This is a genomic window from Comamonas sp. FG99 (genome assembly GCF_057808605.1).
This window is the reverse complement of the sequence record NZ_JBMDII010000014.1, coordinates 1-24200: the sequence shown is the minus strand read 5'-3', so window position 1 is coordinate 24200 and position 24200 is coordinate 1. Positions and strand designations below refer to the sequence as shown.

24 protein-coding genes are annotated in these 24200 nt (G+C 68.1%); 11 read left to right on the top strand and 13 right to left on the bottom strand.

The window, feature by feature from the left end; all coding sequences use genetic code 11:
* The first annotated feature begins 34 nt into the window (after nucleotides 1-34).
* Both ACODRX_RS11365 and ACODRX_RS11360 read left to right on the top strand, forming a co-directional pair.
* Nucleotides 35-565, top strand: a complete 531-nt coding sequence (locus ACODRX_RS11365) for a hypothetical protein (protein ID WP_488871608.1) — start codon at nucleotides 35-37, stop codon at nucleotides 563-565.
* A gap of 175 nt (nucleotides 566-740) precedes the next feature.
* Entirely contained in the window at nucleotides 741-992 is a 252-nt protein-coding gene (locus ACODRX_RS11360) for a hypothetical protein (protein WP_488871607.1), read from the top strand.
* 3 nt (nucleotides 993-995) lie between these two features.
* Here ACODRX_RS11360 and ACODRX_RS11355 read toward each other — a convergent pair whose 3' ends face one another.
* The 9 genes from ACODRX_RS11355 to ACODRX_RS11315 form a co-directional block, all read right to left on the bottom strand.
* The gene (locus ACODRX_RS11355; RefSeq protein ID WP_488871606.1) at nucleotides 996-1253 is read right to left on the bottom strand and encodes a hypothetical protein; all 258 of its coding nucleotides are present in this window, start codon (nucleotides 1251-1253) and stop codon (nucleotides 996-998) included.
* Between the two features lie 138 nt (nucleotides 1254-1391).
* Nucleotides 1392-5312, bottom strand: a complete 3921-nt coding sequence (locus tag ACODRX_RS11350; protein WP_488871605.1) for an IPTL-CTERM sorting domain-containing protein — start codon at nucleotides 5310-5312, stop codon at nucleotides 1392-1394.
* Between the two features lie 377 nt (nucleotides 5313-5689).
* Nucleotides 5690-7180 (bottom strand): ribonuclease G, encoded by a 1491-nt coding sequence (rng, locus tag ACODRX_RS11345; RefSeq protein ID WP_488871604.1) that lies wholly within the window; start codon nucleotides 7178-7180, stop codon nucleotides 5690-5692.
* Nucleotides 7181-7240: 60 nt separating this feature from the next.
* Nucleotides 7241-7855: a Maf family protein gene (locus tag ACODRX_RS11340; RefSeq protein ID WP_488871603.1), complete on the bottom strand. Its 615-nt coding sequence runs from the start codon at nucleotides 7853-7855 to the stop codon at nucleotides 7241-7243.
* A gap of 12 nt (nucleotides 7856-7867) precedes the next feature.
* Complete coding sequence (gene rlmH, locus ACODRX_RS11335; RefSeq protein WP_488871602.1) at nucleotides 7868-8335, bottom strand: 23S rRNA (pseudouridine(1915)-N(3))-methyltransferase RlmH; 468 nt, start codon at nucleotides 8333-8335, stop codon at nucleotides 7868-7870.
* Between the two features lie 12 nt (nucleotides 8336-8347).
* Nucleotides 8348-9019 carry a ribosome silencing factor gene (gene rsfS, locus ACODRX_RS11330; RefSeq protein ID WP_488871601.1) on the bottom strand — a complete coding sequence of 224 codons (672 nt, stop codon included), beginning with the start codon at nucleotides 9017-9019 and terminating at the stop codon, nucleotides 8348-8350.
* Nucleotides 9020-9085: 66 nt separating this feature from the next.
* Nucleotides 9086-10045, bottom strand: a complete 960-nt coding sequence (gene hemF / locus ACODRX_RS11325) for an oxygen-dependent coproporphyrinogen oxidase (protein ID WP_488871600.1) — start codon at nucleotides 10043-10045, stop codon at nucleotides 9086-9088.
* Nucleotides 10045-11328 carry a phosphoribosylamine--glycine ligase gene (gene purD, locus ACODRX_RS11320; RefSeq protein ID WP_488871599.1) on the bottom strand — a complete coding sequence of 428 codons (1284 nt, stop codon included), beginning with the start codon at nucleotides 11326-11328 and terminating at the stop codon, nucleotides 10045-10047. The genes hemF and purD overlap by 1 nt, the downstream gene beginning before the upstream one ends.
* Nucleotides 11325-12044, bottom strand: coding sequence for a YebC/PmpR family DNA-binding transcriptional regulator (locus ACODRX_RS11315; protein WP_488871598.1), 720 nt, complete (start codon nucleotides 12042-12044; stop codon nucleotides 11325-11327). Before ACODRX_RS11315 ends, purD begins: the two co-directional genes overlap by 4 nt.
* Nucleotides 12045-12122: 78 nt before the next feature.
* Between ACODRX_RS11315 and ACODRX_RS11310 the strand changes: the two genes are divergently transcribed.
* The 4 genes from ACODRX_RS11310 to ACODRX_RS11295 all read left to right on the top strand — a co-directional run bounded on the left by ACODRX_RS11310 (nucleotide 12123) and on the right by ACODRX_RS11295 (nucleotide 15913).
* Nucleotides 12123-13628, top strand: coding sequence for a helicase HerA-like domain-containing protein (locus tag ACODRX_RS11310; protein ID WP_488871597.1), 1506 nt, complete (start codon nucleotides 12123-12125; stop codon nucleotides 13626-13628).
* A 121-nt stretch (nucleotides 13629-13749) separates the two neighbouring features.
* Nucleotides 13750-14724: a threo-3-hydroxy-L-aspartate ammonia-lyase gene (locus tag ACODRX_RS11305; RefSeq protein WP_488871596.1), complete on the top strand. Its 975-nt coding sequence runs from the start codon at nucleotides 13750-13752 to the stop codon at nucleotides 14722-14724.
* A gap of 78 nt (nucleotides 14725-14802) precedes the next feature.
* Complete coding sequence (gene upp, locus ACODRX_RS11300; RefSeq protein ID WP_488871595.1) at nucleotides 14803-15432, top strand: uracil phosphoribosyltransferase; 630 nt, start codon at nucleotides 14803-14805, stop codon at nucleotides 15430-15432.
* Nucleotides 15433-15493: 61 nt separating this feature from the next.
* Nucleotides 15494-15913, top strand: a complete 420-nt coding sequence (locus ACODRX_RS11295) for a hypothetical protein (RefSeq protein WP_488871594.1) — start codon at nucleotides 15494-15496, stop codon at nucleotides 15911-15913.
* On the opposite strand, the gene ACODRX_RS11290 is transcribed toward ACODRX_RS11295, so the two are convergent.
* Complete coding sequence (locus ACODRX_RS11290; RefSeq protein ID WP_488871593.1) at nucleotides 15914-16849, bottom strand: LysR family transcriptional regulator; 936 nt, start codon at nucleotides 16847-16849, stop codon at nucleotides 15914-15916. It lies immediately after the preceding gene.
* A gap of 115 nt (nucleotides 16850-16964) precedes the next feature.
* On the opposite strand from ACODRX_RS11290, the gene ACODRX_RS11285 reads away from it, so the two are divergent.
* Together ACODRX_RS11285 and ACODRX_RS11280 are read left to right on the top strand one after the other, a co-directional pair.
* A complete protein-coding gene (locus ACODRX_RS11285) occupies nucleotides 16965-17858 on the top strand; it encodes an MBL fold metallo-hydrolase (protein ID WP_488871592.1) in 894 nt (297 codons plus the stop codon).
* Nucleotides 17846-18517, top strand: coding sequence for a DsbA family protein (locus ACODRX_RS11280; protein WP_488871591.1), 672 nt, complete (start codon nucleotides 17846-17848; stop codon nucleotides 18515-18517). The genes ACODRX_RS11285 and ACODRX_RS11280 overlap by 13 nt, the downstream gene beginning before the upstream one ends.
* On the opposite strand, the gene ACODRX_RS11275 is transcribed toward ACODRX_RS11280, so the two are convergent.
* Complete coding sequence (locus tag ACODRX_RS11275; RefSeq protein ID WP_488871590.1) at nucleotides 18486-19493, bottom strand: D-2-hydroxyacid dehydrogenase family protein; 1008 nt, start codon at nucleotides 19491-19493, stop codon at nucleotides 18486-18488. The genes ACODRX_RS11280 and ACODRX_RS11275 overlap by 32 nt on opposite strands.
* Nucleotides 19494-19794: 301 nt before the next feature.
* Between ACODRX_RS11275 and ACODRX_RS11270 the strand changes: the two genes are divergently transcribed.
* Complete coding sequence (locus tag ACODRX_RS11270; protein ID WP_488871589.1) at nucleotides 19795-20400, top strand: gamma-glutamylcyclotransferase; 606 nt, start codon at nucleotides 19795-19797, stop codon at nucleotides 20398-20400.
* 411 nt (nucleotides 20401-20811) lie between these two features.
* On the opposite strand, the gene ACODRX_RS11265 is transcribed toward ACODRX_RS11270, so the two are convergent.
* Together ACODRX_RS11265 and thiD are read right to left on the bottom strand one after the other, a co-directional pair.
* Nucleotides 20812-21591 carry an ankyrin repeat domain-containing protein gene (locus ACODRX_RS11265; RefSeq protein WP_488871588.1) on the bottom strand — a complete coding sequence of 260 codons (780 nt, stop codon included), beginning with the start codon at nucleotides 21589-21591 and terminating at the stop codon, nucleotides 20812-20814.
* The gene (gene thiD / locus ACODRX_RS11260; RefSeq protein ID WP_488871587.1) at nucleotides 21581-22438 is read right to left on the bottom strand and encodes a bifunctional hydroxymethylpyrimidine kinase/phosphomethylpyrimidine kinase; all 858 of its coding nucleotides are present in this window, start codon (nucleotides 22436-22438) and stop codon (nucleotides 21581-21583) included. The genes ACODRX_RS11265 and thiD overlap by 11 nt, the downstream gene beginning before the upstream one ends.
* A 264-nt stretch (nucleotides 22439-22702) precedes the next feature.
* On the opposite strand from thiD, the gene thiO reads away from it, so the two are divergent.
* Together thiO and thiS are read left to right on the top strand one after the other, a co-directional pair.
* On the top strand, nucleotides 22703-23824 hold the full coding sequence (gene thiO / locus ACODRX_RS11255) for a glycine oxidase ThiO (protein WP_488871586.1): 1122 nt from the start codon (nucleotides 22703-22705) through the stop codon (nucleotides 23822-23824).
* Between the two features lie 10 nt (nucleotides 23825-23834).
* The gene (gene thiS / locus ACODRX_RS11250; RefSeq protein WP_488871585.1) at nucleotides 23835-24035 is read left to right on the top strand and encodes a sulfur carrier protein ThiS; all 201 of its coding nucleotides are present in this window, start codon (nucleotides 23835-23837) and stop codon (nucleotides 24033-24035) included.
* The last annotated feature ends 165 nt before the right edge of the window (nucleotides 24036-24200 follow it).

The window sequence follows — 24200 nt, the reverse complement described above, 5'->3', positions numbered from 1 at the left end:
ATGGTGGTGGCCGCCAATGTGCAGGAAACAGGATGTGCCGGCCGCCTCACGGCACCCGTGCGCCACCCGCACGCCGTCGATGCAAAATCTGGGCGCTGCCCGCGCCGGCGAATATGGAAGTCACCCGCCGCGCAATACGGCCACCGTCGCCTCGGGCGGGGCCCAGGCCATTGGCAGCGCCGCGGGTGCGGCAGGCAATGTAGCCGCCGGTGCGGCATCTGCCGCCGTGGGTGCGGCCGTATCCAGCAATGCCAGGGGCGAAGGCGGCGACCTGCAGTACTGGATCGGCGGCTTGCTGCGCAATGGCGGCCCCAGCGAACAACAAAAGCAGCAGGCCCAAAACGATGTGCAGCAGGCCGCCCGCAAGGCTCGCTCCGCCGCCGACGACGCCAAGGAGGTCGGCGTGATATTTGCCCACTCGCTGCAGGCGGGCAAGCTGTCCGATGAAGACGCCGACTATGTTGCCCAGCTGGTGGCCCGGCACGGCGTCGTGGTGCTGCTGGTAGGCGCCTTCGTGGGCAGCCTGTGCGCCACCTTTGGCGGCCGCCAGCGCGACAAGTTCTGAGCTCTCCTACCCCTACCCATCCATTAACCCAAGGAAACAACATGCGATCGATACTTCTGTGGCTGCTGGGCGTGCCCATTCCCATCATCATCCTGATTGCCCTGTTCTTCCATTGAACCGGCCGCAATAGCGCCTGCCCCACGGGGCGCAATACCACCGCTCTCAAGGAGGCTTCATGAGCAAGACCCGCCAACCCCCATCCCATACGCCCGAGACACGGGTGAGCACCACCACCAGGCAGCACCCTGGCGATCCGGGCGAGAACGCCAAGCTGCCGCACGAGCGAGACCAATCCACCGCCATGACCGATGGCGCCAAGCATCCGGAAATGCAACAGGCCTACCGGGATGTGAAGCGGGGCCTGGCCGACACCGATGCCCGTGGCAAGGATGGCCGGCCGCTCGGCCAGAAGAAGCCGGCGCCCTGAGCGTCAGGCCGGTGCTTGCTGCGCCGGCGGCAGCTCCAGCGGCGGCGCATCGCCCGGCGGATCGATGGGCTGCGGCCTGGCGGGCTCGCCAGGCGGCGCAGCGGGCGGGCCGCCATCATCCGCAATGGGTTGCGGCGTATGGGCTGCAGGCTTCACCGCGACGCCCTCAGCCTGCGCCTGGCGCCTTGGCTTGTCGGTGTAGCTGTCGGCATAGCTGTCGGCATAGCTGTCGATATCGGCAGATCGGTCACCACATGGCATGTCAGGACTCCTTTCGGCGCTGCAATCACATGCCCCATGCTGCGCCACCTGGCCGCCGCGCCCTGTCGGAGAAGACTGCATTGCCATGCCGGAGCAGCCTGCCGCCCGCAAGCCCGAGGCCCTGGTTCGGCAGCGCGGTCAGCCCCGGCTCGAACGCCGCTGGCGCATCACCGCGGCGCCAGCCAATGCCAGCAGCGCCACCATGATGGACAGCGCCCAGTGCGACAGCGCGGGCACCGCGACCGCGCCGGCTCCGGTCACCGTAGCCACCACGCCGGGGCCGCCTGCATCGGCGATCACGCCGTTGGCGCTGAGGTCATCGTCACCCAGCCCGCCATCCACGATGCTCAGCCGCACCGTGCGGCCGCTGATGACCGCGCCGGGCAGCACATACCAGTGCGGCGCGGCACAGGCGGCCGCGTCGCCGCATCCATGGCCCAGCGGGGTCGGGCCGTACTTCCAGTAGACCGCGCCCGCCGGCAATGCCGCCGGATAGCTCAGCTGCAGCTCGGCGGTGCTGCCCGGCGTACCGCCTTCGAGCACGAAATCGAACAGGCCGTGCGGGAAAGCCACGTTGGCGGGCGACGAGCCCACGGCCGATGCGGCGATGAAGGCGGCGGAGCGGAAAGTCCAGCCCGCGCCCACATCGGCCGACGCCGCGCCGGAGGAAGTGGCCGTCTGCGCCCATGGAGCCGAACATGCGGCGGGCTGCGCGCCGGCAGCCTCGCAGCTCCACTGGTACGAGCCGTCCGCAGACGCCACGGCCGAAGCATTGCCGATGGCGCAGAGATTCGCGCGCGGCGCCACCACGCTGGCAATGCCATTCGCACTGCCGCACTGCGCGGACGGCGCCCCGGCGGGCGTGACCTGCGCCGATGCGGCCGATGCCTCGCCCGTGCCAATGCTGTTGCGCGCAGCAACGGTGCAGCTGACGGGAGTGCCGTTGGCCAGGCCCGGGACCGTGATCGGCGCTGCCGTGGCGCTGGCGCTTTGCGTGCCGCAGGTCGCGGTGAATCCGAGCAGCTCGAGATTGCCGCCATTGTCTGCGGGCGTGAAGTCCACCCGCACCTGGCCATCGCCGGCGGTCACGCCGGTGACGGCCGGCGCCGCCGGGATCAGCGCCGCCTTGGCCACCTGCTGCAGCGCCACCGCATCCGCGGGCGCGATGCCGAGGTCGGCCGCCGCCAGCTCTGCGGCGCCCAGCGTCGTCGGGTCGATGCCCGAGATGCGGCCGAAATGCACCAGCGCGCTCAGGTAGGAGCCGTACTTGCTCGGATGGAAATAGTCGGTATGCCACAGGTTGATCTTGCCCGCCTCGGGCACATACGGGTCGCGCATCGCCACGCCGGAGGTCACCGCGCGCAGGAAGGCATCGCCCACCGGAGACACGCCCTTGAAGCCCGGGTTTGCAGCGGCCCGGCCGAAGTAGCTCGCATGGAAGTCGGCGGTCATCGCCTCCAGCCCCTCGGCGGCGGTATAGGTGGTGCCGTTGGCGTTCGAGCCGTTCGGCCCGACCAGGTCCGGGCGCGCCCAGGTCTGGTAGAGATAGATGTCGGTCTTGGGGTCGGCGTTCGGATTGGAGCCGGGCACGGTGCGCACCGCATCGCAGGTGTTCTGCGACGCGCCGGTGATCGCCGGGCAGTTCGCGCCGAAGATCTGCGTTTCGGTGAACGAGCCGCCCGCGCCGTTCTGGATCCACTGCTGGAACTTGTCGGCATAGGCGTTGAAGTATGGCAGGTTGGCATTGTGGCTGCGGCCCGCCGGCAGGGGCTCGTCGCTCAGATCCTGCAGCACGACGGTGGTCCATTTCTGCGACGCGGCATTGCCGCGCAGATCCCAGCCGGCCGGGTTGGAGTTCAGGAGATGCCCGCGCAGCGAGGCGGCGTTGCGCGCGGAGATCGACACATCGTAGTCCAGCCCCGCCTGATCGCTGAGCTTCTTGAACACGCCGGGAATGCCGCCCCAGGGGTGTGGCTCGTCGGCATTGGAGCCGGTCGCGTCGCGCTGCCACATCGCCAGCGTGAGGTCGGTCACATGGCCGGTGTTGTAGCTCATCACCGGATCGACGCGGCCGAAGGTATAGCTGTTGCCAAGAAACAGGATCACCTTCTTGGCGAAGCTCACATCCACGGTGCAGGCCTCGGTCACCGGGTTGGTGGTGTAGGTCGTGCCCTGCAGCTGGCCGCCGCAGCTGCCGCGCACCGCGACAGCGTAGCCTTCGTCGGGCACCACGCTGAAGCTGGCCGAACTACCCTGCACCACGTTCTGCGGCGCACTGCTGGAAATGCTTCCGTGGCCCTTGCTGGTGGGCGTGACGCTGAAGACCGGCAATGCCGCAAACGTTGCGCTGACCGAGCAGTTGGCGGTGATCGGGTTGGTGGTATAGGTCGAGCCCGAAAGCGTGCCCCCGCAGGTGCCTCCCACCGAGGCCGAATAGCCGCTTTGCGGCGTGACCGTGAACTCGGCCGTGCTGCCATAGTCCCAGGCCTGCGCGCTCGCCGGGCTGATGGAGCCATGGGCGCCGGCACTGGGTGTGACGGTGAAGCGCTGCAGCGAGAATGTGGCCTCGACCGTGCAGTCGCTGCCGATGGCGAAGGTGGTGTAGCTCGTGCCGTTCAGCGTGCCGCCGCAGCTGCCGCCAACCTGCGCGGCATAGCCTGGCTGCGGGCTGACGGTGAAACCAGCCGTATCGCCGCCGATCACCGTGGCCGGCAGCGCCGGCTGGATCGTGCCGCCCGCGCTGGCCGAAGGGGTCACGGTATAGGTGGCCTGCTGCGTGAAGCTGACGCTGACCGTGCAATCCGCGGCAAGCGCCTGGGTGGTGTAGACCCCGGCGCTCAGGCTGCCGCCGCAGCTGCCGGCCACCACCGGCACGTAGCCGGAATCGGCAGCGACCGCGAAGCTGGCCGTCTCGCCCTGGAACACGGTCTTGCTCGCCGGGCTGATGCTGCCGTGCGCGCCGGCCGAGGCTGTCGCGGTCACGCTCACCTCGGGGGCCAGCGCCACGCCGCGAAACGCCTGCGAGGCGCCCGCGGTGGCGATGACGACAGGCGTGCCGGTGAAGGCGCCGCCAAAACCGCTCGCATCGACAATGGACTCCAGCGTACTGGCGCCCCGGGTTGCGTACAGGGTCACGGTGCCGCCCGATACGGCAGCCGCCAGGCCCTGGTAGGCACTGGCCGCATCGCCCACCGTGCCCTTGGCCACCCAGCTGCCGGATTCGAGCGAGAACTTGGTGATGCCCTTGCTGTCATCGGCCACGTAGAGCGTGTCCACGCCGGGGGCGCCGTCGAGATCGAGCAAGGCGAACCCATAGGGGCTTGGCGTCAGCGCATCGCTCAGGCCGGGCAGTCGCGTAGCCGTCGCGGCGGTGGTCGGCGTGCCGCTGCCGATGCGATTCACCCCCTTGTAGCTGTTGGTGCCGGTGTTCGCGCTGTTGTAGAGCTGGCCATCGATCAGCATCACCGCGCGGGCGCTCGCCGGTGCCGCGGCCACCGGGGTCGAGCTGCCCGCGCCGGCAAGCGCGGCGCGTATCCCATCCAGGCTGCTGCTCACCCAGAGATTGGTGCAATCGGTGCTCGCGGCGCCGCGGAAATTGTTGGCGCTGGCGCTGCTCAGATCGGTGAGCGCGGTGGAGGTATCAACCGCGCCGGCGCGCGAGACGATGCCCACCACACGCGCGATGCCGGCTGCGCTCACGAGGTTGCCGCTGGTCACCGCCGGATCGCGCCCATAGCCGGGCACCAGCAGGCAGCGCTTGTCCTGCGAGCGCGTCAGCCAGCCTTCCGAGCCGGCGGTGCCGCCACCCGCGAACGGCAGCTGGGAGCCCTGGGCGGCCGTGGGCATGGCGATCGATTGCACCAGCGTGCCGTTTGGCTGGAACTCGTCGAGAAACACCGGGTTGCCGGTGGACACCAGCGCCTTGCTGCCGTCGCCCACGCGAAAGACCACCACATTGCCGGGCGTGAACGCCGCCGCGGCCGCCGGGCTGCTCCACAGGCCGGGCACGGCGGCCAGGGACAGGGAAAGAAGCGCTCGCCATGAGAATTTTGCTCGCATGTTTGTCTCTTGGTTGGATTGGATTCATGCCGGTTGAGCACGGCCGACGGCGATCCTAGGTGCGCTTCCTCATAAAATCAAATATCTGAAACACCTGTTCTGCATACTTTTAAAATATGAATACAGGTCCTACATGGCGGCCCCATGCGCAAAACAGGATGCATGCAGCCCGCGGATCGGCGGCTGCTTGAGTTGCCTCAACAAACCGAAGGAAGATGCCGGGAGGGCCTTATGCCTACCCCTTTCAAGGCACTGCACCGGTTGCAAGCGCCCATGGTGCTGGTGAAAGTTGAGCGTTTGGCCTTGAGCGTGAAAGCCGCACAACGCACAGCCGCTTGTCCACGCACACGGCTAGCCCCCCCGAGGCGCCTCGAACATCACAGCAACACGATGTCGTACTGGTCCTGCCCCAGCGCGTTGTCCGCCTGCAGCGAGATCGGCTTGCCGACGAAGTCCGACAGCCCGGCCAGGTGCTGGCTTTCCTCGTCGAGGAACATCTCCACCACCTTGGCGCAGGCCACCACGCGGAACTCCTTGGGATTGAACTGGCGCGCCTCGCGCAGGATCTCGCGCAGGATGTCGTAGCACACGGTGCGCACCGTCTTGACCTGGCCCACGCCCTGGCACAGTGGGCACGGCGTGCACAGCATGTGGGCCAGCGATTCGCGGGTGCGCTTGCGCGTCATCTCCACCAGGCCCAGCTGCGAGAAGCCGCCGCACATGGTCTTGACTCGGTCGCGCTCGAGCTGCTTGCGCAGCTCCTGCAGCACCGAGGCCTGGTGGTCGTCGCGCAGCATGTCGATGAAGTCGACGATGATGATGCCGCCCAGGTTGCGCAGGCGCAGCTGGCGCGCGATCGCGTGCGCGGCCTCGAGGTTGGTCTTGAAGATGGTTTCGTCGAAGTTGCGCGCGCCCACGTAGCCGCCGGTGTTCACGTCCACCGTGGTCAGCGCCTCGGTCTGGTCGACGATCAGGTAGCCGCCCGACTTCAGGTCGACCCGCCGCCCCAGCGCGCGGGCGATCTCCTCGTCCACCGCGTACAGGTCGAAGATGGGCCGCTCGCCCTTGTAGTGCTGCAGCTTGGGCACGGCGGCGGGCATGAACTCCTGCCCGAAGTGCAGCAGCAGCTCGTACTGCTCGCGCGAATCGATGCGGATCGAGGTGGTCTCGTCGCTCACCATGTCGCGCAGCACGCGCTGCATCAGGTTCAGGTCCTGGTGCAGCAGGGTGCGCGGCGGCAGCTTGAGCGATGACTCCTTGATACGCTTCCACACCTTGCGCAGGTAGGCGATGTCGTCGGACAGCTCGGCGTCGCTGGAGTCCTCGCCATTGGTGCGCAGGATGAAGCCGCCGCCACCGCCGCTCTCCTTGGTGCCCACCAGCGCCTGCAGCCGGCCGCGCAGCGCGTCGCGCTCTTGCTGCGGGATCTTCTGCGACACGCCGACATGGTCGTCCTGCGGCAGGAACACCAGCAGCCGCCCCGCGACGCTGATCTGCGTGGACAGCCGCGCGCCCTTGGTGCCTATCGGATCCTTGATGACCTGCACCATGATCGACTGGCCCTCGAACACCTGGCGCTCTATCGGCACCGGCGGCTCGTTGTTCTTGCGCGCGAACATCGGCGCCTCGCCGTTTTCCTGGCGCTGCCACACGTCGGCCACATGCAGGAAGGCGGCGCGCTCCAGGCCGATGTCGATGAAGGCCGACTGCATGCCCGGCAGCACGCGCGACACCTTGCCCAGGTAGATGTTGCCGACCAGGCCGCGCTCCAGCGTGCGCTCGTGGTGCAGCTCCTGCACCGCCCCGGCTTCGATGACGGCGACCCGCGTCTCCTGCGGCGACCAGTTGATCAAGATATCGTTGTGCACGGCAATTCCGTTTTTTCCATGGATTGCCGTCGAGTGTAGCGGGCGCGGGTTCTCCCTAGATCAAATTTCGCAGCCCGCCGCGCGCAGCAGGTTCGCGGTCTCGAACAGGGGCAGGCCCATGATGCCCGAGTAGCTGCCCGCCAGCCGCTCGACATAGGCCGCGGCCCGGCCCTGGATGCCGTAGGCACCCGCCTTGCCCATGGGTTCGCCGCTGGCCACGTAGGCCGCGATCTGCGCCTCGCTCATCGCCGCAAACCGCACCTGCGACACCGACAGCGCCGACAGGCGCCTGGCACCCGCCTGGACGGCCACCGCCGTCAGCACCCGGTGCGTGCGGCCGCTGAGCCTGGCCAGCATCTCGCAGGCCTGCGCCGGCGATTCGGGCTTGCCGAGGATGCGGCCGCCCAGTGCCACCGTGGTGTCGGAGCACAGGATGGGCGCGGCAGCGAGCCCGCGCCGCCGCAGCCGGGCCACGGCCGCGTCGAGCTTGAGGCCGGTCACCCGCTGCACGTAGCCGGTGGCCGCCTCGCGCGGCCATGCGGCCTCGAGCGCTTCGGGGTCGGGCTCCGGATCGTCGCCCTGCACCACCAGCAGGCGATGGGCGATGCCCATCTGCTCCAGCAACTGGCTGCGGCGCGGCGATTGGGAGGCAAGGTAGATGTAGGAGGCTTGCATGGCAGGCAGCGCCTATTCGCGGTGGTACGGATGGCCGGCGTTGACCGACCAGGCACGGTACAGCTGCTCGATCAGCAGCACCCGCACCATCGCATGCGGCAGCGTCAGGTCGGACAGGCGGATGCGCTCATGGGCCGACTGGCGGAACGCCGGCTCGATGCCGTCGGGCCCGCCGATCACCAGCGCCACGTCGTCGCCACCGAGCTGCCAGTCCTTGAGTCGCTGCGCCAGCGCCTTGGTGCTCAGGCTGGTGCCGCGCTCGTCGAGCACCACGATGCGCGTGCCCTTGGGTATCGCGGCCTCGATGCGTTCGCGCTCGGCCGCGTACAGGGTCTCCAGCGTCTTGGAGCCGCGCGGCTCGGTCTTGACGGCCTTGAGCTCGACCCTGATCTCGTGCGGGAAGCGCTTGGCATAGTCGTCGTACGCGGTCTGCGCCCAATCGGGCACACGCTGGCCGACCGCAACGATCAGTATCTTCACCGCTGGCCGGGCCTACTTGGCAGCCGTCTTGCGCGCGGGCGCCTTCTTGGCCGGAGCCTTCTTGGCCGCGGGCTTGTTGACGACCACGGTCTTCACCACGGCCTTGCTCGCAGGCTTCTTGGCTACGGGTTTCGCAGCCGGCTTGGCCGCGGTCTTCTTGGCGGCCGGCTTGGCAGCGCTCTTCTTCGGCGCCGCCTTGGCGGCAGGCGCCGCGGCCGGCTCGGCGGCGGGGCGCTTGCGCGCGGCGGGCTTCCTGGCGGCCGGGGCATCGCCATCTTCGGCGGCGCGCAGCTTGGGCTTGGCGCTGCCGAGCTTGACGCGCACCGGCACCTCACCCCAGATTTCCTCCAGGCGGTAGTACTGGCGGATCACCGGCTGCATGATGTGTGCCACCACCGGGCCGCAGTCCACGATGATCCACTCGCCGTTGTCTTCGCCCTCGACGCGGGGCTTGTCGAAGCCGGCCTCCTTGACCGCATCCTTCACGCTGCCGGCCAGGGCCTTGGTCTGGCGGTTGGACGTGCCCGAGGCCACGATCACGCGCTCGAACAGGGGCGACAGATGCTCGGTATTGAAGACCTGGATGTCTTGCGCCTTCACATCCTCAAGCCCGTCGACAATGGCGCGCTGCAGCTTGGTGACGTCCTTCTTGGCCGCGGATTCGGATTTCTTGGTGGTGCTCATCAGTGAAGGAGAGTTAGGGAATTCGGGGGATTATAGATTTACGGGCCTATGCGAGCCTATGCGGGCCTATAGCCACTCGCGGCGCACCAGGTAGCTGCGCAGCAACTCGGCCTCGGGCGAGCCCTCGGGGTCCTCGCGCTGGTAGCTCCAGCTCGCCAGCGGCGGCATGGACAGCAGGATGGATTCGGTGCGCCCCCCCGACTGCAGGCCGAAGTGCGTGCCGCGGTCCCACACCAGGTTGAACTCCACGTAGCGTCCACGGCGGTAGAGCTGGAACGCGCGCTCGCGCTCGCCGTAGGCCGTGGCCTGGCGGCGCTCCACGATCGGCAGGTAGGCGGGCAGGAAGGCATCGCCCACCGACTGCAGCATCGCCAAGCTGCGCTCGAAGCCCAGCTCGGCAAAGTCGTCGAAGAAGATGCCGCCGATGCCGCGCTGCTCGTCGCGGTGCTTCAGGTAGAAGTATTCGTCGCACCAGCGCTTGAAACGCGGGTACAGCCCGGCGCCGAACGGATTGAGCGCATCGCGGCAGCTGCGGTGGAAATGCTGCGCGTCCTCTTGCACCGGGTAGAACGGCGTCAGGTCCATGCCGCCGCCGAACCAGCAGGTGGGCAGCTGCCCGGCGTGGCCTGCGGCAATCATGCGCACATTCATGTGCACCGTGGGCACATGCGGGTTGCGCGGGTGGAACACCAGCGACACGCCCATGGCCTCGAACGGCGCGCCCGAAAGCTCGGGCCGGTGCTGCGTGGCCGATGGCGGCAGCTGCGGCCCGCGCACATGCGAGAAGCCGCAGCCCGCGCGCTCGAACACGCGGCCGCCCTCCAGGATCTTGGTGATGCCCTCGCCCTGCAGCTTCTCGCCGGGCGGCTTGCGCCAGGCGTCGCTCAGAAAGCGCGCGCCCTCCTGGCCTTCAACGGCCTCGACGGCATCGGCAATGCGCTGCTGCAGGCCCTGCAGGTAGCGGGATGCGGCCTGCACGCGGTCGCCGTCAAGCACCACGCCGGCCTGGCTGCCTGTCGCGCCCATCAGCTGTGCTTCACCGCGCGAAAGCCGATGTCGTGGCGGTACTGCGCACCATCGAAATGGATGCGCCCGGCCACGGCATAGGCACGCTGCTGCGCCTGCTTGACGTTGTCGGCCAGCGCGGTCACGCACAGCACGCGGCCGCCGCTGGTCACCGGCGCGCCGTCCTGCATGGCGGTGCCGGCATGGAAGACCACCGCGTCCTCGGCATCGGCCGGCAGGCCGGTGATCGCATCGCCCTTGCGCGGGTTCTCGGGATAGCCGTGGGCAGCCATCACCACGCCCAGCGCGGTGCGGCGGTCCCACTGCAGCTCGACCTGGTCGAGCTTGCCGTCGACCGCGGCGCCGAGCACGTCCACCAGGTCGCTCTTGAGGCGCATCAGGATCGGCTGCGTCTCGGGGTCGCCCATGCGGCAGTTGAACTCCAGCGTCTTCGGATGGCCGCTCTTGTCGATCATCAGCCCGGCGTAGAGGAAGCCGGTGTAGGGGATGCCGTCCTTTTCCATGCCGCGCACCGTGGGCATGATCACCTCGCGCATCGCGCGGGCGTGCACATCGGCGGTGACCACCGGCGCGGGCGAGTACGCGCCCATGCCGCCGGTGTTGGGGCCGGTGTCGCCGTCCTTCAGGCGCTTGTGGTCCTGGCTGGTGGCCAGGGCCAGCACGTTCTGCCCGTCGCACAGCACGATGAAGCTGGCCTCCTCGCCCTCGAGGAATTCCTCGATCACCACGCGCGCGCCGCCTTCGTTGTGCGCCACGCCGTACTTGTTGTCGACCAGCATGAAGTCCACCGCCTCGTGGGCCTCCTGCAGGCTGGCGGCCACCACCACGCCCTTGCCGGCGGCCAGGCCGTCGGCCTTGATGACGATGGGCGCGCCGAGCCGCTCCACATAGGCATGGGCCGCCACCGGGTCGGTGAAGGTCTGGTAGCGCGCGGTGGGAATGCCGTGGCGCGCCATGAAGTCCTTGGAGAAGGCCTTGGAGCTTTCGAGCTGCGCGGCGGCACGGGTCGGGCCGAAGATGCGCAGGCCGTGGTTGCGGAACTCATCGACCACGCCCGCCGCCAGCGGCGCCTCGGGGCCGACCACGGTCAGCTGTATGCCTTCTTGCTGCGCCCAGGCGCGCAGCTCCTGCACATCGGTGATGGGCAGGTTTTCCAGGCGCTTGTCGAGCGCGGTGCCGGCATTGCCGGGCGCCACGTAGACCTTGTGCACCTTGGGCGACTGCGCGAGCCGCCATGCCATTGCGTGTTCCCGGCCGCCGCCGCCAATCACAAGAACCTTCATAGCGCTGCGTTGTGGTAAACCTCTTGCACATCATCCAGATCTTCGAGCACGTCCAGCAGCTTCTGCATCTTGGCGGCGCTCTCCTCATCCAGCTCGATGGTGTTCTCGGCACGCATGGTGACCTCGGCGATCTCGGCCTTGAAGCCGGCGGCCTCGAGCGCGTTCTTCACCGCCTCGAAGTCGCCCGGCGCGGTCAGCACCTCGATCGCGCCGTCGTCGTCGGCGATCACGTCCTCGGCGCCGGCCTCCAGCGCCACATCCATCACCTTGTCCTCGTCGGCGCCGGGCGCGAACACCAGCTGGCCGCAGTGCTTGAACTGGAAGGCCACCGAGCCTTCGGTGCCCATGTTGCCACCGTGCTTGCTGAAGGCGTGGCGCACCTCGGCCACGGTGCGCACGCGGTTGTCGGTCATGGTGTCAACAATGATGGCGGCCCCGGCGAGGCCGTAGCCCTCGTAGCGGATTTCCTCGTACGATACGCCTTCGAGGTTACCGGTGGCCTTGTCGATGTTGCGCTTGATGTTGTCGGCCGGCATGTTGGCGGCCTTGGCCTTGTCCACCGCCAGGCGCAGGCGGGGGTTGGCGCTCAGGTCGCCGCCGCCCTGGCGCGCGGCCACCATGATTTCCCGAATAATACGGGTCCAGATACGGCCACGTTTTTCATCCTGGCGCCCCTTGCGGTGCTGGATGTTGGCCCACTTGCTGTGTCCTGCCACAGGAATTCCTTTGGTATCGTTTGTCGATCAGACGAAGATTTTACTTTTGACTTCTCCACGCTTGCGAGGAAACCCCAAATGGCTGACCCAATACTGGTTGCGAAACATGGCGCCACCGAATGCCTGCTGCTGCCCGCGCTGGCCAACCGGCACGGCCTGATCACCGGCGCCACCGGCACCGGCAAGACGGTAACGCTGCAGACCCTGGCCGAAGGCTTCTCGCGCATCGGCGTGCCGGTGTTCATGGCCGACATCAAGGGCGACCTCACCGGCATCAGCCAGGCCGGCAGCATCAGCCCCAAGATGGCCGCCATTCTGGCCGAGCGCGGCATCGAGCCCCCGGCCCCGATGGCCTGCCCCACCACGCTGTGGGACGTGTTCGGCGAGCAGGGCCACCCGGTGCGCGCCACCGTCTCCGACATGGGGCCGCTGCTGCTGGCGCGCATGCTGGATCTGAACGACACCCAGGCCGGCGTGTTGAACCTGGTCTTCAAGATCGCCGACGACAACGGCCTGCTGCTGCTCGACCTGAAGGATTTGCGCGCCATGCTGCAGCATGTGGGCGACAACGCCAAGCAGTTCACCACCGAGTACGGCAACGTCAGCGCGGCCAGCATCGGCGCGATCCAGCGCGGGCTGATGCAGATCGAGCAACAGGGCGGCGACAAGTTCTTCGGCGAGCCCATGCTCAACATCGACGATTTGATGCAGACCGTCGGCAACCGGGGCGTGGTCAACATCCTCGCGGCCGACAAGCTGATGCAGTCGCCGCGCCTGTACTCCACCTTCCTGCTGTGGATGCTGTCGGACCTGTACGAGAAGCTGCCCGAGATCGGCGATCCCGACAAGCCCAAGCTGGTGTTCTTCTTCGACGAGGCGCACCTGCTGTTCAACGACGCGCCCAAGGTCCTGCTGGAGCGCATCGAGCTGGTGGTGCGCCTGGTGCGCTCCAAGGGCGTGGGCGTGTACTTCGCCACGCAGAACCCGCTGGACGTGCCCGACACCGTGCTGGCCCAGCTCGGCAACCGGGTGCAGCACGCGCTGCGCGCCTTCACGCCGCGCGACCAGAAGGCGGTGAAGGCCACCGCCACCACCATGCGCGCCAATCCCGGCCTCAACGTGGAGGCCGCGATCACCGAACTGGCGGTGGGCGAGGCGCTGGTGAGCCTGCTGGACGACAAGGGCCGCCCCGGCATTACCGAGCGGGTGTTCGTGGTGCCGCCTGGCAGCCAGATCGGCCCGATCACGCCCGAGCAGCGCCAGCAGCTGCTGCGCAAATCGCTGGTGGCCGGCGTGTACGAGCAGGCGGTGGACCGCGAATCGGCCTACGAGATCCTCAAGGGCCGCGCGGCCGCCACGGCGCAGGGCGCGCCCGCCGGCGCCGGCACGCAGGACGGCGGCCACGGCAGCGACCTGATGAACACGGTGAACGAAGTGCTGTTCGGCAGCACCGGCCCGCGCGGCGGCAAGCGCGACGGCATCGTGCAGACGGTGGTCAAGTCCTCGGCCCGCACCATTGGCACCAACCTGGGCAAGCAGATCCTGCGCGGCGTGCTGGGCGGCATCTTCGGCGGCAAGCGCTGAAAACCGGCATCAATTAAAAACAATAGCTATCAGCGTATGAATTTACTTATTTTCAATGTAAAAACCATCTGAAATCAAGTGAACTCAAGCGCCAGCAGCTCATCTTTTTGAAAGTCCATCCATGACCCAGGCACTTCCCGGCTTCCAGGACGTCGAGGCCGCCGCCACCCGCCTGCAAGGCGTGGCCCACCGCACGCCCGTGATGCGTTCGCGCCAGCTCGATGCCGCCACCGGCACGCAATGGTTCTTCAAATGCGAGAACCTGCAGCGCATGGGCGCCTTCAAGTTCCGCGGCGGCTACAACAGCCTGGCGCAGTTCACGCCCGAGCAGCGCCGGCGCGGCGTGCTGGCTTTTTCATCGGGCAACCACGCGCAGGCCATCGCGCTGTCGGCCCAGCTGCTGGGCATACCGGCGGCCATCGTGATGCCCAGCGATGCGCCGGCGGCCAAGATCGCCGCCACGCGCGGCTATGGCGCCGAGGTCATCACCTACGACCGCTTCAGCGAAGACCGCGAGGCCATCAGCCAGCGCATCGCCGCCGAACGCGGCATGACGCTGATCCCGCCCTACAACCACCCGCACGTCATCGCCGGCCAGGGCACGGCCGCGCTCGAGCTGCTGCAGGACGTGCCGGATCTGGACTGCCTTTTCGTCTGCCTGGGCGGCGGCGGCCTGCTCTCGGGCAGCCTGCTCGCGGCCAAGGCGCTGGCGCCGCAATGCCAGGTCTACGGCGTGGAGCCGCAGGCCGGCAACGACGCCCAGCAATCGCTGCGCCGCGGCGAAATCGTGAAGATCGCCACGCCGGCCACGATTGCCGACGGCGCGCAGACGCAGGCGCTGGGCGAGCTCACCTTCGCCATCATCCGCAGCGATGTCACCGACATCGTCACCGCCAGCGACGCTGAGCTGGTGGACTGCATGCGCTTTTATGCCGAGCGCATGAAGCTGGTGGTCGAGCCCACCGGCGCGCTCAGCCTGGCCGGCGCGCGCCACAGCGGGCTTAACCTGCGCGGCGCCCGGGTCGGCATTCTCATCAGCGGCGGCAATGTCGACCTGGCGCGCTACGCGCAGCTGCTGGCCCACGGCGCCAGCTGAAAACTACCGCGCAACCAGTCCGCATAACCCGCCTGCGGCCTGCTACCATGCAGGCGTTTTTCAAGTTTTCCGCCCACCATGAGCCAAGTCCACCTGATCGATCACCCGCTGGTACAGCACAAGCTGACGCTGATGCGCCGCAAGGAAGCCAGCACCAACAGCTTCCGCCGCCTGCTGGGCGAGCTGGCCAGCCTGATGGCCTACGAGATCACCCGCGACATGCCGCTGTCGGACATCGAGATCGAGACCCCGCTGGAGACCATGACCGGCAAGGTCATCGACGGCAAGAAGCTGGTGCTGGTGTCGATACTGCGCGCGGGCAACGGCTTTCTCGACGGCATGCTCAGCCTGGTGCCCGGCGCGCGCATCGGCCACATCGGCCTGTACCGCGACCCCGAGACGCTGCAGCCGGTGGAGTACTACTTCAAGATGCCCGACGCGATGAACGAGCGCGACATCATCGTGGTCGACCCCATGCTGGCCACCGGCAACTCGGCCGCGGCCGCCATCGACCGGCTCAAGCAGCTTCAGCCGCGCTCGATCAAGTTCATGTGCCTGCTGGCCGCGCCCGAAGGCATTGCCACGCTGCAAAAGGCGCATCCCGACGTGGATATCTACACCGCCGCCATCGACCGCGAGCTCAACGACCACGGCTACATCCTGCCGGGCCTGGGCGATGCTGGCGACCGCATCTTCGGCACCAAATAAAGCCTCGCGCGGAGCGCGGCGAGCGCCCCGCGAGCATCAGTTTTCGGGGAGTTTGACGCGCATGAGCTACGACTTGATGGTGTTTTCGCCCACCGCCGCGCCCAAGGAGCCGCAGGCCTTCGCGCAGTGGTTCGCCGCGCAGACCGAATGGCCCGAAAACCACGACTACGAAGACCCCGCCGTCACCTCCCCTTCGCTCAAGGCCTGGTTCCTCGACATGATCGGCCAGTACCCGGCGCTCAACGGCCCGTTCGCCGAGGACGAAAAACCCGATGACGACAGCGTGCTCACCGACTACAGCATCGGCCGCAACCTGATCTACGCCGCCTTCGCCAACCGCCAGGCCGAGCGCGCGCGCCAGCACATGTTCGCGCTGGCGGCCCGGCACTGCGTGGGCTTTTTCGACCTCGGCGCCCAGCCCCCCACCGTGTGGCTGCCAGACGGCGACAACGGCCTCGCACCCGCCTTCCGCTGCGGCTGATCAAGGCCCGCCAGCCGGGCGCTGCGCGGCCAGCCAGGCGGCATCGGTCTCGAACCAGCGCACCAGGAAGTCCAGCATGCTGCGCAAGGTGGCTGGCTGCCGGTCGCGCGACAGGTAGACGCCATACACCCCCAGGTCCTGCGGCACATGCTGCGCCAGCAGCTCCACCAGCTCGCCGCTGCGCAGGTGGGGCGCGGCGCTGTAGCGCGGCTGCAGGCTGATGCCCGCGCCATGCAGCGCCGCCTGCAGCAGTGCCACGGAATCGTCCGCCACCAGATTGCCCGAAACCGCCACCGCCTGCGGCGGCTGCCCGCCGCCGGCCCCGGCCTCGAAGCGCCACCAGTTGCGCCCGTGGTAGGAATACGCCAGGCAGTTGTGCCGCGACAGCTCGGCCACGCTGCGCGGCGTGCCATGGCGCTGCAGATAGGCCGGCGCCGCGCAGACCACCGACTGGCAGCTGGCCAGCGGCCGCGCGATCAGCGAAGTCTCCAGCTCGCCGGTGATGCGCAGCGCCAGGTCGATCCGCTCCTCCACCAGGTTGACCGAGCGGTAGCTCAGCTGCAAGTCCACCGTGGTGTGCGGATAGCGCTGCAGGTACTGCGCCGCGGCCGCCGCCACGCTGGCCTGGGCCAGCGACGGCGCACAGGCCATGCGCAGGCTGCCGCGCGGCTCGGCGCTCTCCAGCTCGGCCGCGCCGCGCATCTGCGCCGACACCATCAACAGCTGCTGGCTGCGCGCCAGCGTCGCCTCGCCCGCGGCGGTCAGGCTCAGGCGCCGCGTGGTGCGATGCAGCAGCCGGGCGCCGGCCCAGGCCTCCATCTCCGCCAGATAGCGGGTGACCATGGCGCGCGACATGTCCAGCGCCTCGGCCGCCGCCGCCATGGAGCCCCGCTCCACCACGGTAACGAACACCTCGGCAGCCCGTATCCGGTCCATCCGGCCTCCTTATATGATCGATACACGCAACAATCCATTGCGTTATCTTGGCTATTTTATTTAGATCATGCAACCTAAGATAGCGCCTTGATCCATTCAGACAAGGAAGAAATCCATGCAACGCCGTAGCTTCACCCACGCCTGTGCCCTGCTGGGCCTGCTCGCCGCCTGGGGCTCCGCCCATGCCGCGACGCCGCTGCACCTGCAGGTCTACAACCCCGACAGCCGTTCGATGTTCGCGGTCTCGTCCGAGCTGGTCACCGGCGCGCGCGAAGCCGTGCTGATCGACGCCCAGTTCCAGAAGAACGATGCGCAAAAGCTGGTGGACATGGTCAAGGCCAGCGGCAAGAAGCTCACCACGATCTACATCAGCCACAGCGACCCCGACTACTACTTCGGCCTGGACACGCTGCAGGCCGCCTTCCCGCAGGCCCGCATCGTGGCCACCTCGCAGACCGTGGCTGCGATCGAGGCCTCCAAGGACGGCAAGCTCGCCTTCTGGGGCCCCCAGCTCAAGGACAACGCGCCGCGCAAAGTCGTGGTGCCGCAGGCGCTGCACACCGATCACCTGCTGCTCGAAGGCCGGCGCCTGGAGATCAAGGGCCTCCAGGGCCCGCAACCCGAGCGCAGCTATGTCTGGATTCCCAGCCTGCGCGCGGTGGTGGGCGGCGTGGTCGTGAATGCCAACTCCCATGTCTGGATGGCCGATTCGCAGACCCCCGAGTCGCGCGCGCAGTGGCAGCAGACGCTGGCCGACATCGTCGCGCTGCGGCCCCGCACCGTGGTGCCCGGCCACTACCGGCTCAAGGACGGCAAGGCGCCGCAAGGCCTGGAGTCGGTGCGCTTCACCGCCGACTACCTGTCGCAGTTCGAGCGGGCCGCCGCCCAGGCCAGGAACTCGCAGGAGCTGGTTGCGGCCATGAAACAGCGCTATCCTGGCCTGCCCGGCGAGGGCGGGCTGGAGCTGGGCGCGAAAGTCATCAAGGGTGAAATGAAATGGCCGCAATGACAGGCAGCACGCTGCACTACATCTTCGATCCGCTGTGCGGCTGGTGCTATGCGGCCGCGCCGCTGATCGCCGCCGCCCAGCATCTGCCCGGCCTCGAAATCGCACTGCACGGCGGCGGCATGCTGAGCGGCGAGCGCCGCCGCCACATCACGCCCGACTGGCGCGACTACGTGCTGCCGCACGACCGGCGCATCGCGCAGATGAGCGGCCAGGTCTTCGGCCCGGGCTATACCGACGGCCTGCTGAACGACACCGGCGCGCTGCTGGATTCCGCCCCGCCCACCACCGCCATCCTCGCTGCCGAGCAGCTGGCGGGCAAGGGCCTGGCCATGCTGCAGCGCCTGCAGCAGGCGCACTATGCGCAAGGCCTGCGCATCGCCGAGCCGGCGGTGCTGCAAGCGCTGGCGCTGGAGCTGGGACTGCCGCGCGAGGAGTTTGCCCAGGCCTATGCGGCACTGGAGGGCACGGCCACCGAGGCCCATTTCGCGCACAGCCGCCGCCTGCTGGCCACGGCTGGCGGCCAGGGCTTTCCCACGCTGGCGCTGCAAACCGCGCCTGATCAGCCGCTGCAGCGCATCGAGCCGAGCAGCTGGCTGGGCCAGCCCGAGGCATTTGCCCAGGCGGTGGCTAGCGCCTTACCTGCAGCGCACCCGGATTGACGATATTGCTCGGCCGCCCCTTGATGAAGTTCACCACGTTGTCGAAGGCGGCGCCGAAGTACAGCTCATAGCTGTCCTGCTCCACATAGCCGATATGCGGCGTGCAGATGCAATTCTCCAGGCGCAGCAGCGCATGGCCTTGCAGGATGGGCTCGCTCTCGAACACATCGACCGCAGCCAGCCCCGGGCGGCAGCGGTTGAGCGCGGCGAGCAGCGCATCGGGCTGCACCAGCTCGGCGCGCGAGGTGTTCACGAACAGCGCGGTGGGCTTCATCAGCGACAGGTCCTCGAACGAGATGATGCCCAGCGTCTGCGGCGTGAGCCGCAGATGCACCGACAGCACATCGCACTGCGAGAAGAACGCATCCTTGCTGGGCGCAATCCGCAAGCCATCCGACAAGGCCTTGGCGCGCGAGGCGTCGCTGCCCCAGACGCACACCTCCATGCCGAAGGCCTTGCCATAGCCCGCGACCAGTTGGCCGATCTTGCCGTAGCCCCAGATGCCCAGCGTGCGCCCGCGCAGCACCGTGCCCAGCCCGAAATTGGGCGGCATCGAAGCGGCCTTGAAACCCGACTGCTGCCAGGCGCCATGCTTGAGGTTGGCCACATACTGCGGCAGGCGCCGCGCGGCCGCCATGATCAGCGCCCAGGTCAGCTCGGCGGGCGCCACCGGCGAGCCCACGCCCTCGGCAACGGCCACGCCGCGCTCGGTGCAGGCGGTGAGGTCGACATGCGCGCCGACGCGGCCGGTCTGCGCAATCATCTTCAGGCGCGGCAGCTTCTCCAGCAGCAGCTTGCCGATATGGGTGCGCTCGCGGATCAGCACGATGATGTCGGCATCGCGCAGGCGCACCGACAGCTGCCCCAGCCCCTTGATGGTATTGGTATATACCTTGGCCGAGTATGGGTCCAAGCGCTCGGCGCACCGTAGCTTGCGCACGGCATCCTGGTAATCGTCCAAGATCACGATATTCATACTGCGGGACTCTTTCCTCGAACGCCAATGGAATCCATCACTCCGGAATGGCTAACATTCCCGATGATAAGCCGCCGCGGCGCCGGCCGCATGCGTTTACTCCTAACATCATAGCGTTCGCACGAGATATTTTCTCTCTATCTGTAAGAATGCGGTACCCGGACCGGTACCGGGGCCTGGCACCGCAGGCCGGTGTTGCTTTCCCCGGACAATCCTGGCAAACAAAAGCAAAGCGCTAGCATTGCCGCCGCTGCAGTGCTATACCTATTGACACTGGCAAGACAAGCACGCATCTGCAGTCATGGCACACAAGATTTCCGCCCCGCATCGCACCCCGGACCCCCAGCAGCTGCTGCAGCGCACGCTGCACGAATGGGGCGGGGAGCAGGACATGTGGGTCTTCGCATACGGCTCGCTGATCTGGCGGCCCGAATTCCAGTACCAGGAGCAGCGCCACGCACGGGTCTACGGCTGGCACCGCGCACTGAAGATGTGGAGCCATATCAACCGGGGCACACCCGAATGCCCGGGGCTGGTGTTCGGCATGTTCTCGGGCGGCAGCTGCCGCGGCATGGCTTTTCGCATTGCCCGCAGCCATGTGCCGGAGATGATGCCGCAGCTGTGGCAGCGCGAGATGGCCACCGCCGAGTACGAGCCGCGCTGGCTCGACTGCCAGACCACGCAGGGGCCGGTGAAGGCGCTGGCCTTCACGCTACCCAAAGACAGCCCGCGCCACACCGGCCTGCTCTCGGAAGACGACTACCGCCGCATCTTCGCAGTCGCCCACGGCATCTACGGCAGCACGCTGGACTATGCGCGCACCACCTACTCGGCACTGCTGGAGCAAGGCATACACGACCGAGCACTGGAGCGGCTGCTGCAGTATTCGACGGCAGACGCGGCCTGAGCCGGAAATCGGCCGGAACGCAAAACTCCGCCGCACGCAGCATCCATCCTGGCGGAAGGGCCGGTACTGGCGGAGTTTCGGAGGGTTGAGACCTAAGGCGGGCCAGAAGCGGTGTCCGGCGGCATCAGGGAATGGATGGCTAGCCTAGGCTTGCATCGATTCGGAAGATGGGTCTCTCAGAGGGGTGAATGGGGAAAAAAGCGATCAGACAGCGGCGGGAGCGCGCTTGCGATCACGTTCGTCTTCAGGCCAGATCGAAAAAATTGCAGTGGTGTTCATAACAAAAACCTCCATACGATGTACCTACAACGTGGACGCTCCCGCAGCCGTTGACACCAGCCCCGCAAAAACCCGATATTTTCGATAATTTAAGAAATTAAAATTTACCCCGATTAAAACAAAGTGCGGCGCTCAGCGCCCTCCGGCGGCCTGCAGCAGCTGCGCAATCGCGGCCTGGCCCTTGCTGCGGGCATGGGCCAGCGGCGTCACCCCGTCCTTGTCGGCCAGGTTGGGACTGGCGCCCGCGGCCAGCAGCTGGCGCACGATATCCTGGTGGCGCACGCCGCCGTCGCCGAGGATGACCGCTTCGAGCAGGCAGGTCCAGCCCAGCCGGTTGACATGGTCCACCTGAACGCCTGCGGCGATCAGCTCGCGCACCACCTCCACATGGCCACGCTCGCAGGCCGGAATCAGCGCGGTGCCGCCATAGCGGTTGGTGCTGCGCAGGTCGGCCCCGTGCGCCAGCGCGAGCCGGAGAATCCGCAGCCGCCCCTGCGCGCCGGCCAGCAGGTAAGCGCTGTCGCGCATGTCGTTCTGGCGGTTGACATTGGCGCCGCGGGCCACCAGCAGCCGCGCCACATCCACCCGGTCGTGGGCGGTGGCCAGCAGCAAGGCGGTGTTGCCGCGCGCGTCGGCCGCATCCACCGGCACGCCGGCATCGAGCTGCCTTTGCACCCCGGCCACATCGCCCTGAGCGGCCGCCGTCCACAAGGACAGCTCCGCCTGGGAGGCTTCTTTTGCAACGGGCACCGTCCTGGCCTGTGGCGGGTCCTGCGCCAGCGACGGCTGGATATTCGCATCCAGCAGCGCCGCCGCGACCAGGCAGCCCAGCGATAGCGCAACCGTGAGCGCCAGCCCCGAGCACTGCCGCGGCCGCCGCGCTGGCGGCGGCTGCCGGGATTCAGGCCGCATCGATCACGACCTGCGGCACTGGCGCATAACCATGGTTCAACGGCCCGTGGCCATGGCCGGTATGCACCCGGGCCCCGGCCGCGATGGCGCCAAGGATGTAGGCGCGCGCCTGCTGCACCGCCTGCGCCAGCGGCAGCCCCAGGGCCAGGTGCGAGGCAATCGCCGACGACAGCGTACAGCCCGTGCCATGGCCGTTGTGGGTTTGGATGCGGGCAGCCGCCATGCGCAGGCAGCTGCCATCGGCCAGCGCCAGCAGGTCGACCACCTCGTTGCCCGGCAGGTGCCCGCCCTTGATCAGCACCGCCGGCGCACCCATGGCCAGCAGCGCCCGGGCCGCGCCTTCGAGTTCGTCGGCGCCGCCAATCGCGCGGCCCAGCAGCAGGCCGGCTTCGTCCAGGTTCGGCGTGACCAGCGCGGCACGCGGGAACAGCTCGCGCACCAGCTCGCCCACGGTGGCTTCGGCGATCAGGCGGTCGCCGCTGGTGGCGACCATGACCGGGTCCAGCACCACGTTGCGCAGCGCATGGCGGTCGATCGCGCCGGCCACCTCCTGCACGATCTCGGGCGCATGCAGCATGCCGATCTTGACCGCATCGGCGCCAATATCCTCCAGCACCGCATCGAGCTGCTGGCGCAGGAAGGCCGGCGGCACGCCGTGGATGCCGCGCACGCCCCGGGTGTTCTGCGCGGTAAGCGCGGTGATGGCCGTCATCCCGTAGCAGCCCAGGGCGCTCATGGTCTTGAGATCGGCCTGGATGCCCGCGCCCCCGCCGCTGTCGGAGCCGGCGATGGACAGCACGCGTGCATAGCGCGCCCGTGGGGCCAAGGTGATGGAATCGATAGGCATAAGCGCAAAATTATCCATGATGTTGCTGCGATTTGACATGATCGCCCCCCGATGGCCCGCCGCCTATGCTGTAATGCGGGCTGAGGACGAAACAGGGGTGTCCGCAGCATTCATGCCCGCCATGGCGCTGTGCGACTGAGATCACACCCTGGAGCATGGCCCAGCCACAAGGCCGCTCCGTTACCCGATCCAGATCATGCTGGCGTGGGGAGTTTTCGCAGACCGCACCCGTTTTGTCCCGGCTTTGCTTTGCCTTGCGGCGTGATGACAAATATGGGATCGCTTGCCTTGCTACCTGAACATGCCTCGATAGCCATCGTCGGCGGCGGCCTGATGGGCCGCCTGCTGGCGCTGGAGCTTTCGCGCGCCGGCCATGCCGTGGCGCTGTACGACCGCGGCGGGCCGGACGCCGAACATGCCGCCGCCCGCGTGGCCGCCGCGATGCTGGCGCCGCTGGCCGAATCGGCCGTGACCGAGCCCGGCGTGGTGCGCATGGGCCACTATGCCCTCACCCGCTGGCCGCAGCTGCTGGCGCAGTTGCAGCAACCGGTCTTCCTGCAGCGCGAGGGCACGATGGTGGTCTGGCACCGCCAGGACGCCGCCGAGGCCCAGCGCTTTCGCGGCATGCTGGAGCGCACGCAAGCGGCCATCCCCGAGCTGCCGCCGCTGCAGGCGCTGGACCGCGGCGGCCTGGCGCAGACCGAGCCGGCGCTGGCCGAGCGTTTCTTCCAGGGCTACTACCTGCCGGGCGAAGGCCAGCTCGACAACCGCCAGCTGCTGCAGGCGCTGGCCGCCACGCTGGCCGCGCGCGGCGTGCAGCTGCACTGGGGCGCCGAGCGCGAGATCGCCGACTTCCAGCCCGGCAGCCCGGGCCAGCCCGACTGGGTGATCGACTGCCGCGGCCTGGGCGCACGCCCGCAATGGCGCGAGCTGCGCGGCGTGCGCGGCGAGGTGCTGCGCGTGCATGCGCCCGAGGTGCCGCTCACCCGCCCCACGCGGCTGATGCATCCGCGCTACCCGATCTACATCGCCCCCAAGCAGGACCACCATTTCGTGATCGGCGCCACCGAAATCGAAAGCGACGACATGTCGCCCGCCAGCCTGCGCTCGGCCATGGAGCTGATGAGCGCCGCCTACACCGTGCACAGCGGCTTTGCCGAGGCGCGCATCCTCGAAATCAATGTGCAGTGCCGCCCCGCCCTGCCCGACAACCTGCCCGCGGTGCGCCAGACGGCGCCGCGGGTGCTGGAGGTCAACGGCCTGTACCGCCACGGCTTCATGATCGCGCCGGCCATGCTCGATGCGACGCTGGAGCTGCTCGCCCAGGGCAGCTCGCCGCTGGCCGCCCGCCTGGGGCTGAGCGCACCCGCCACCCTGCAAAACTAAAGAGACAAGCATGATCCAGATCCTGATCAACAATCAGCCCGCCGAGCTGCCACCCGGCGCCACCGTGGCCGAGGCGATCGCGCAGTGGCAGCCGCGCCCGCCGTTCGCAGTGGCGGTGAACACCCTGTTCGTGCCCAAGGGCCGCTACGCCGCCCAGGTGCTGCAGCCTGGCGACAAGCTGGAGATCATCGCGCCGGTGACCGGCGGCTGAGGCCTGCATGGACTATCGAAAACCTACCGACATGAGCACCACACCCCCCACCTCCGACCGCCTGACGCTCTATGGCCAGAGCTTCGCCAGCCGCCTGCTGCTGGGCACCTCGCGCTACCCCTCGCCGGCGGTGCTCGAGGCGGCCGTGGGGGGGGGGGGGGGGGG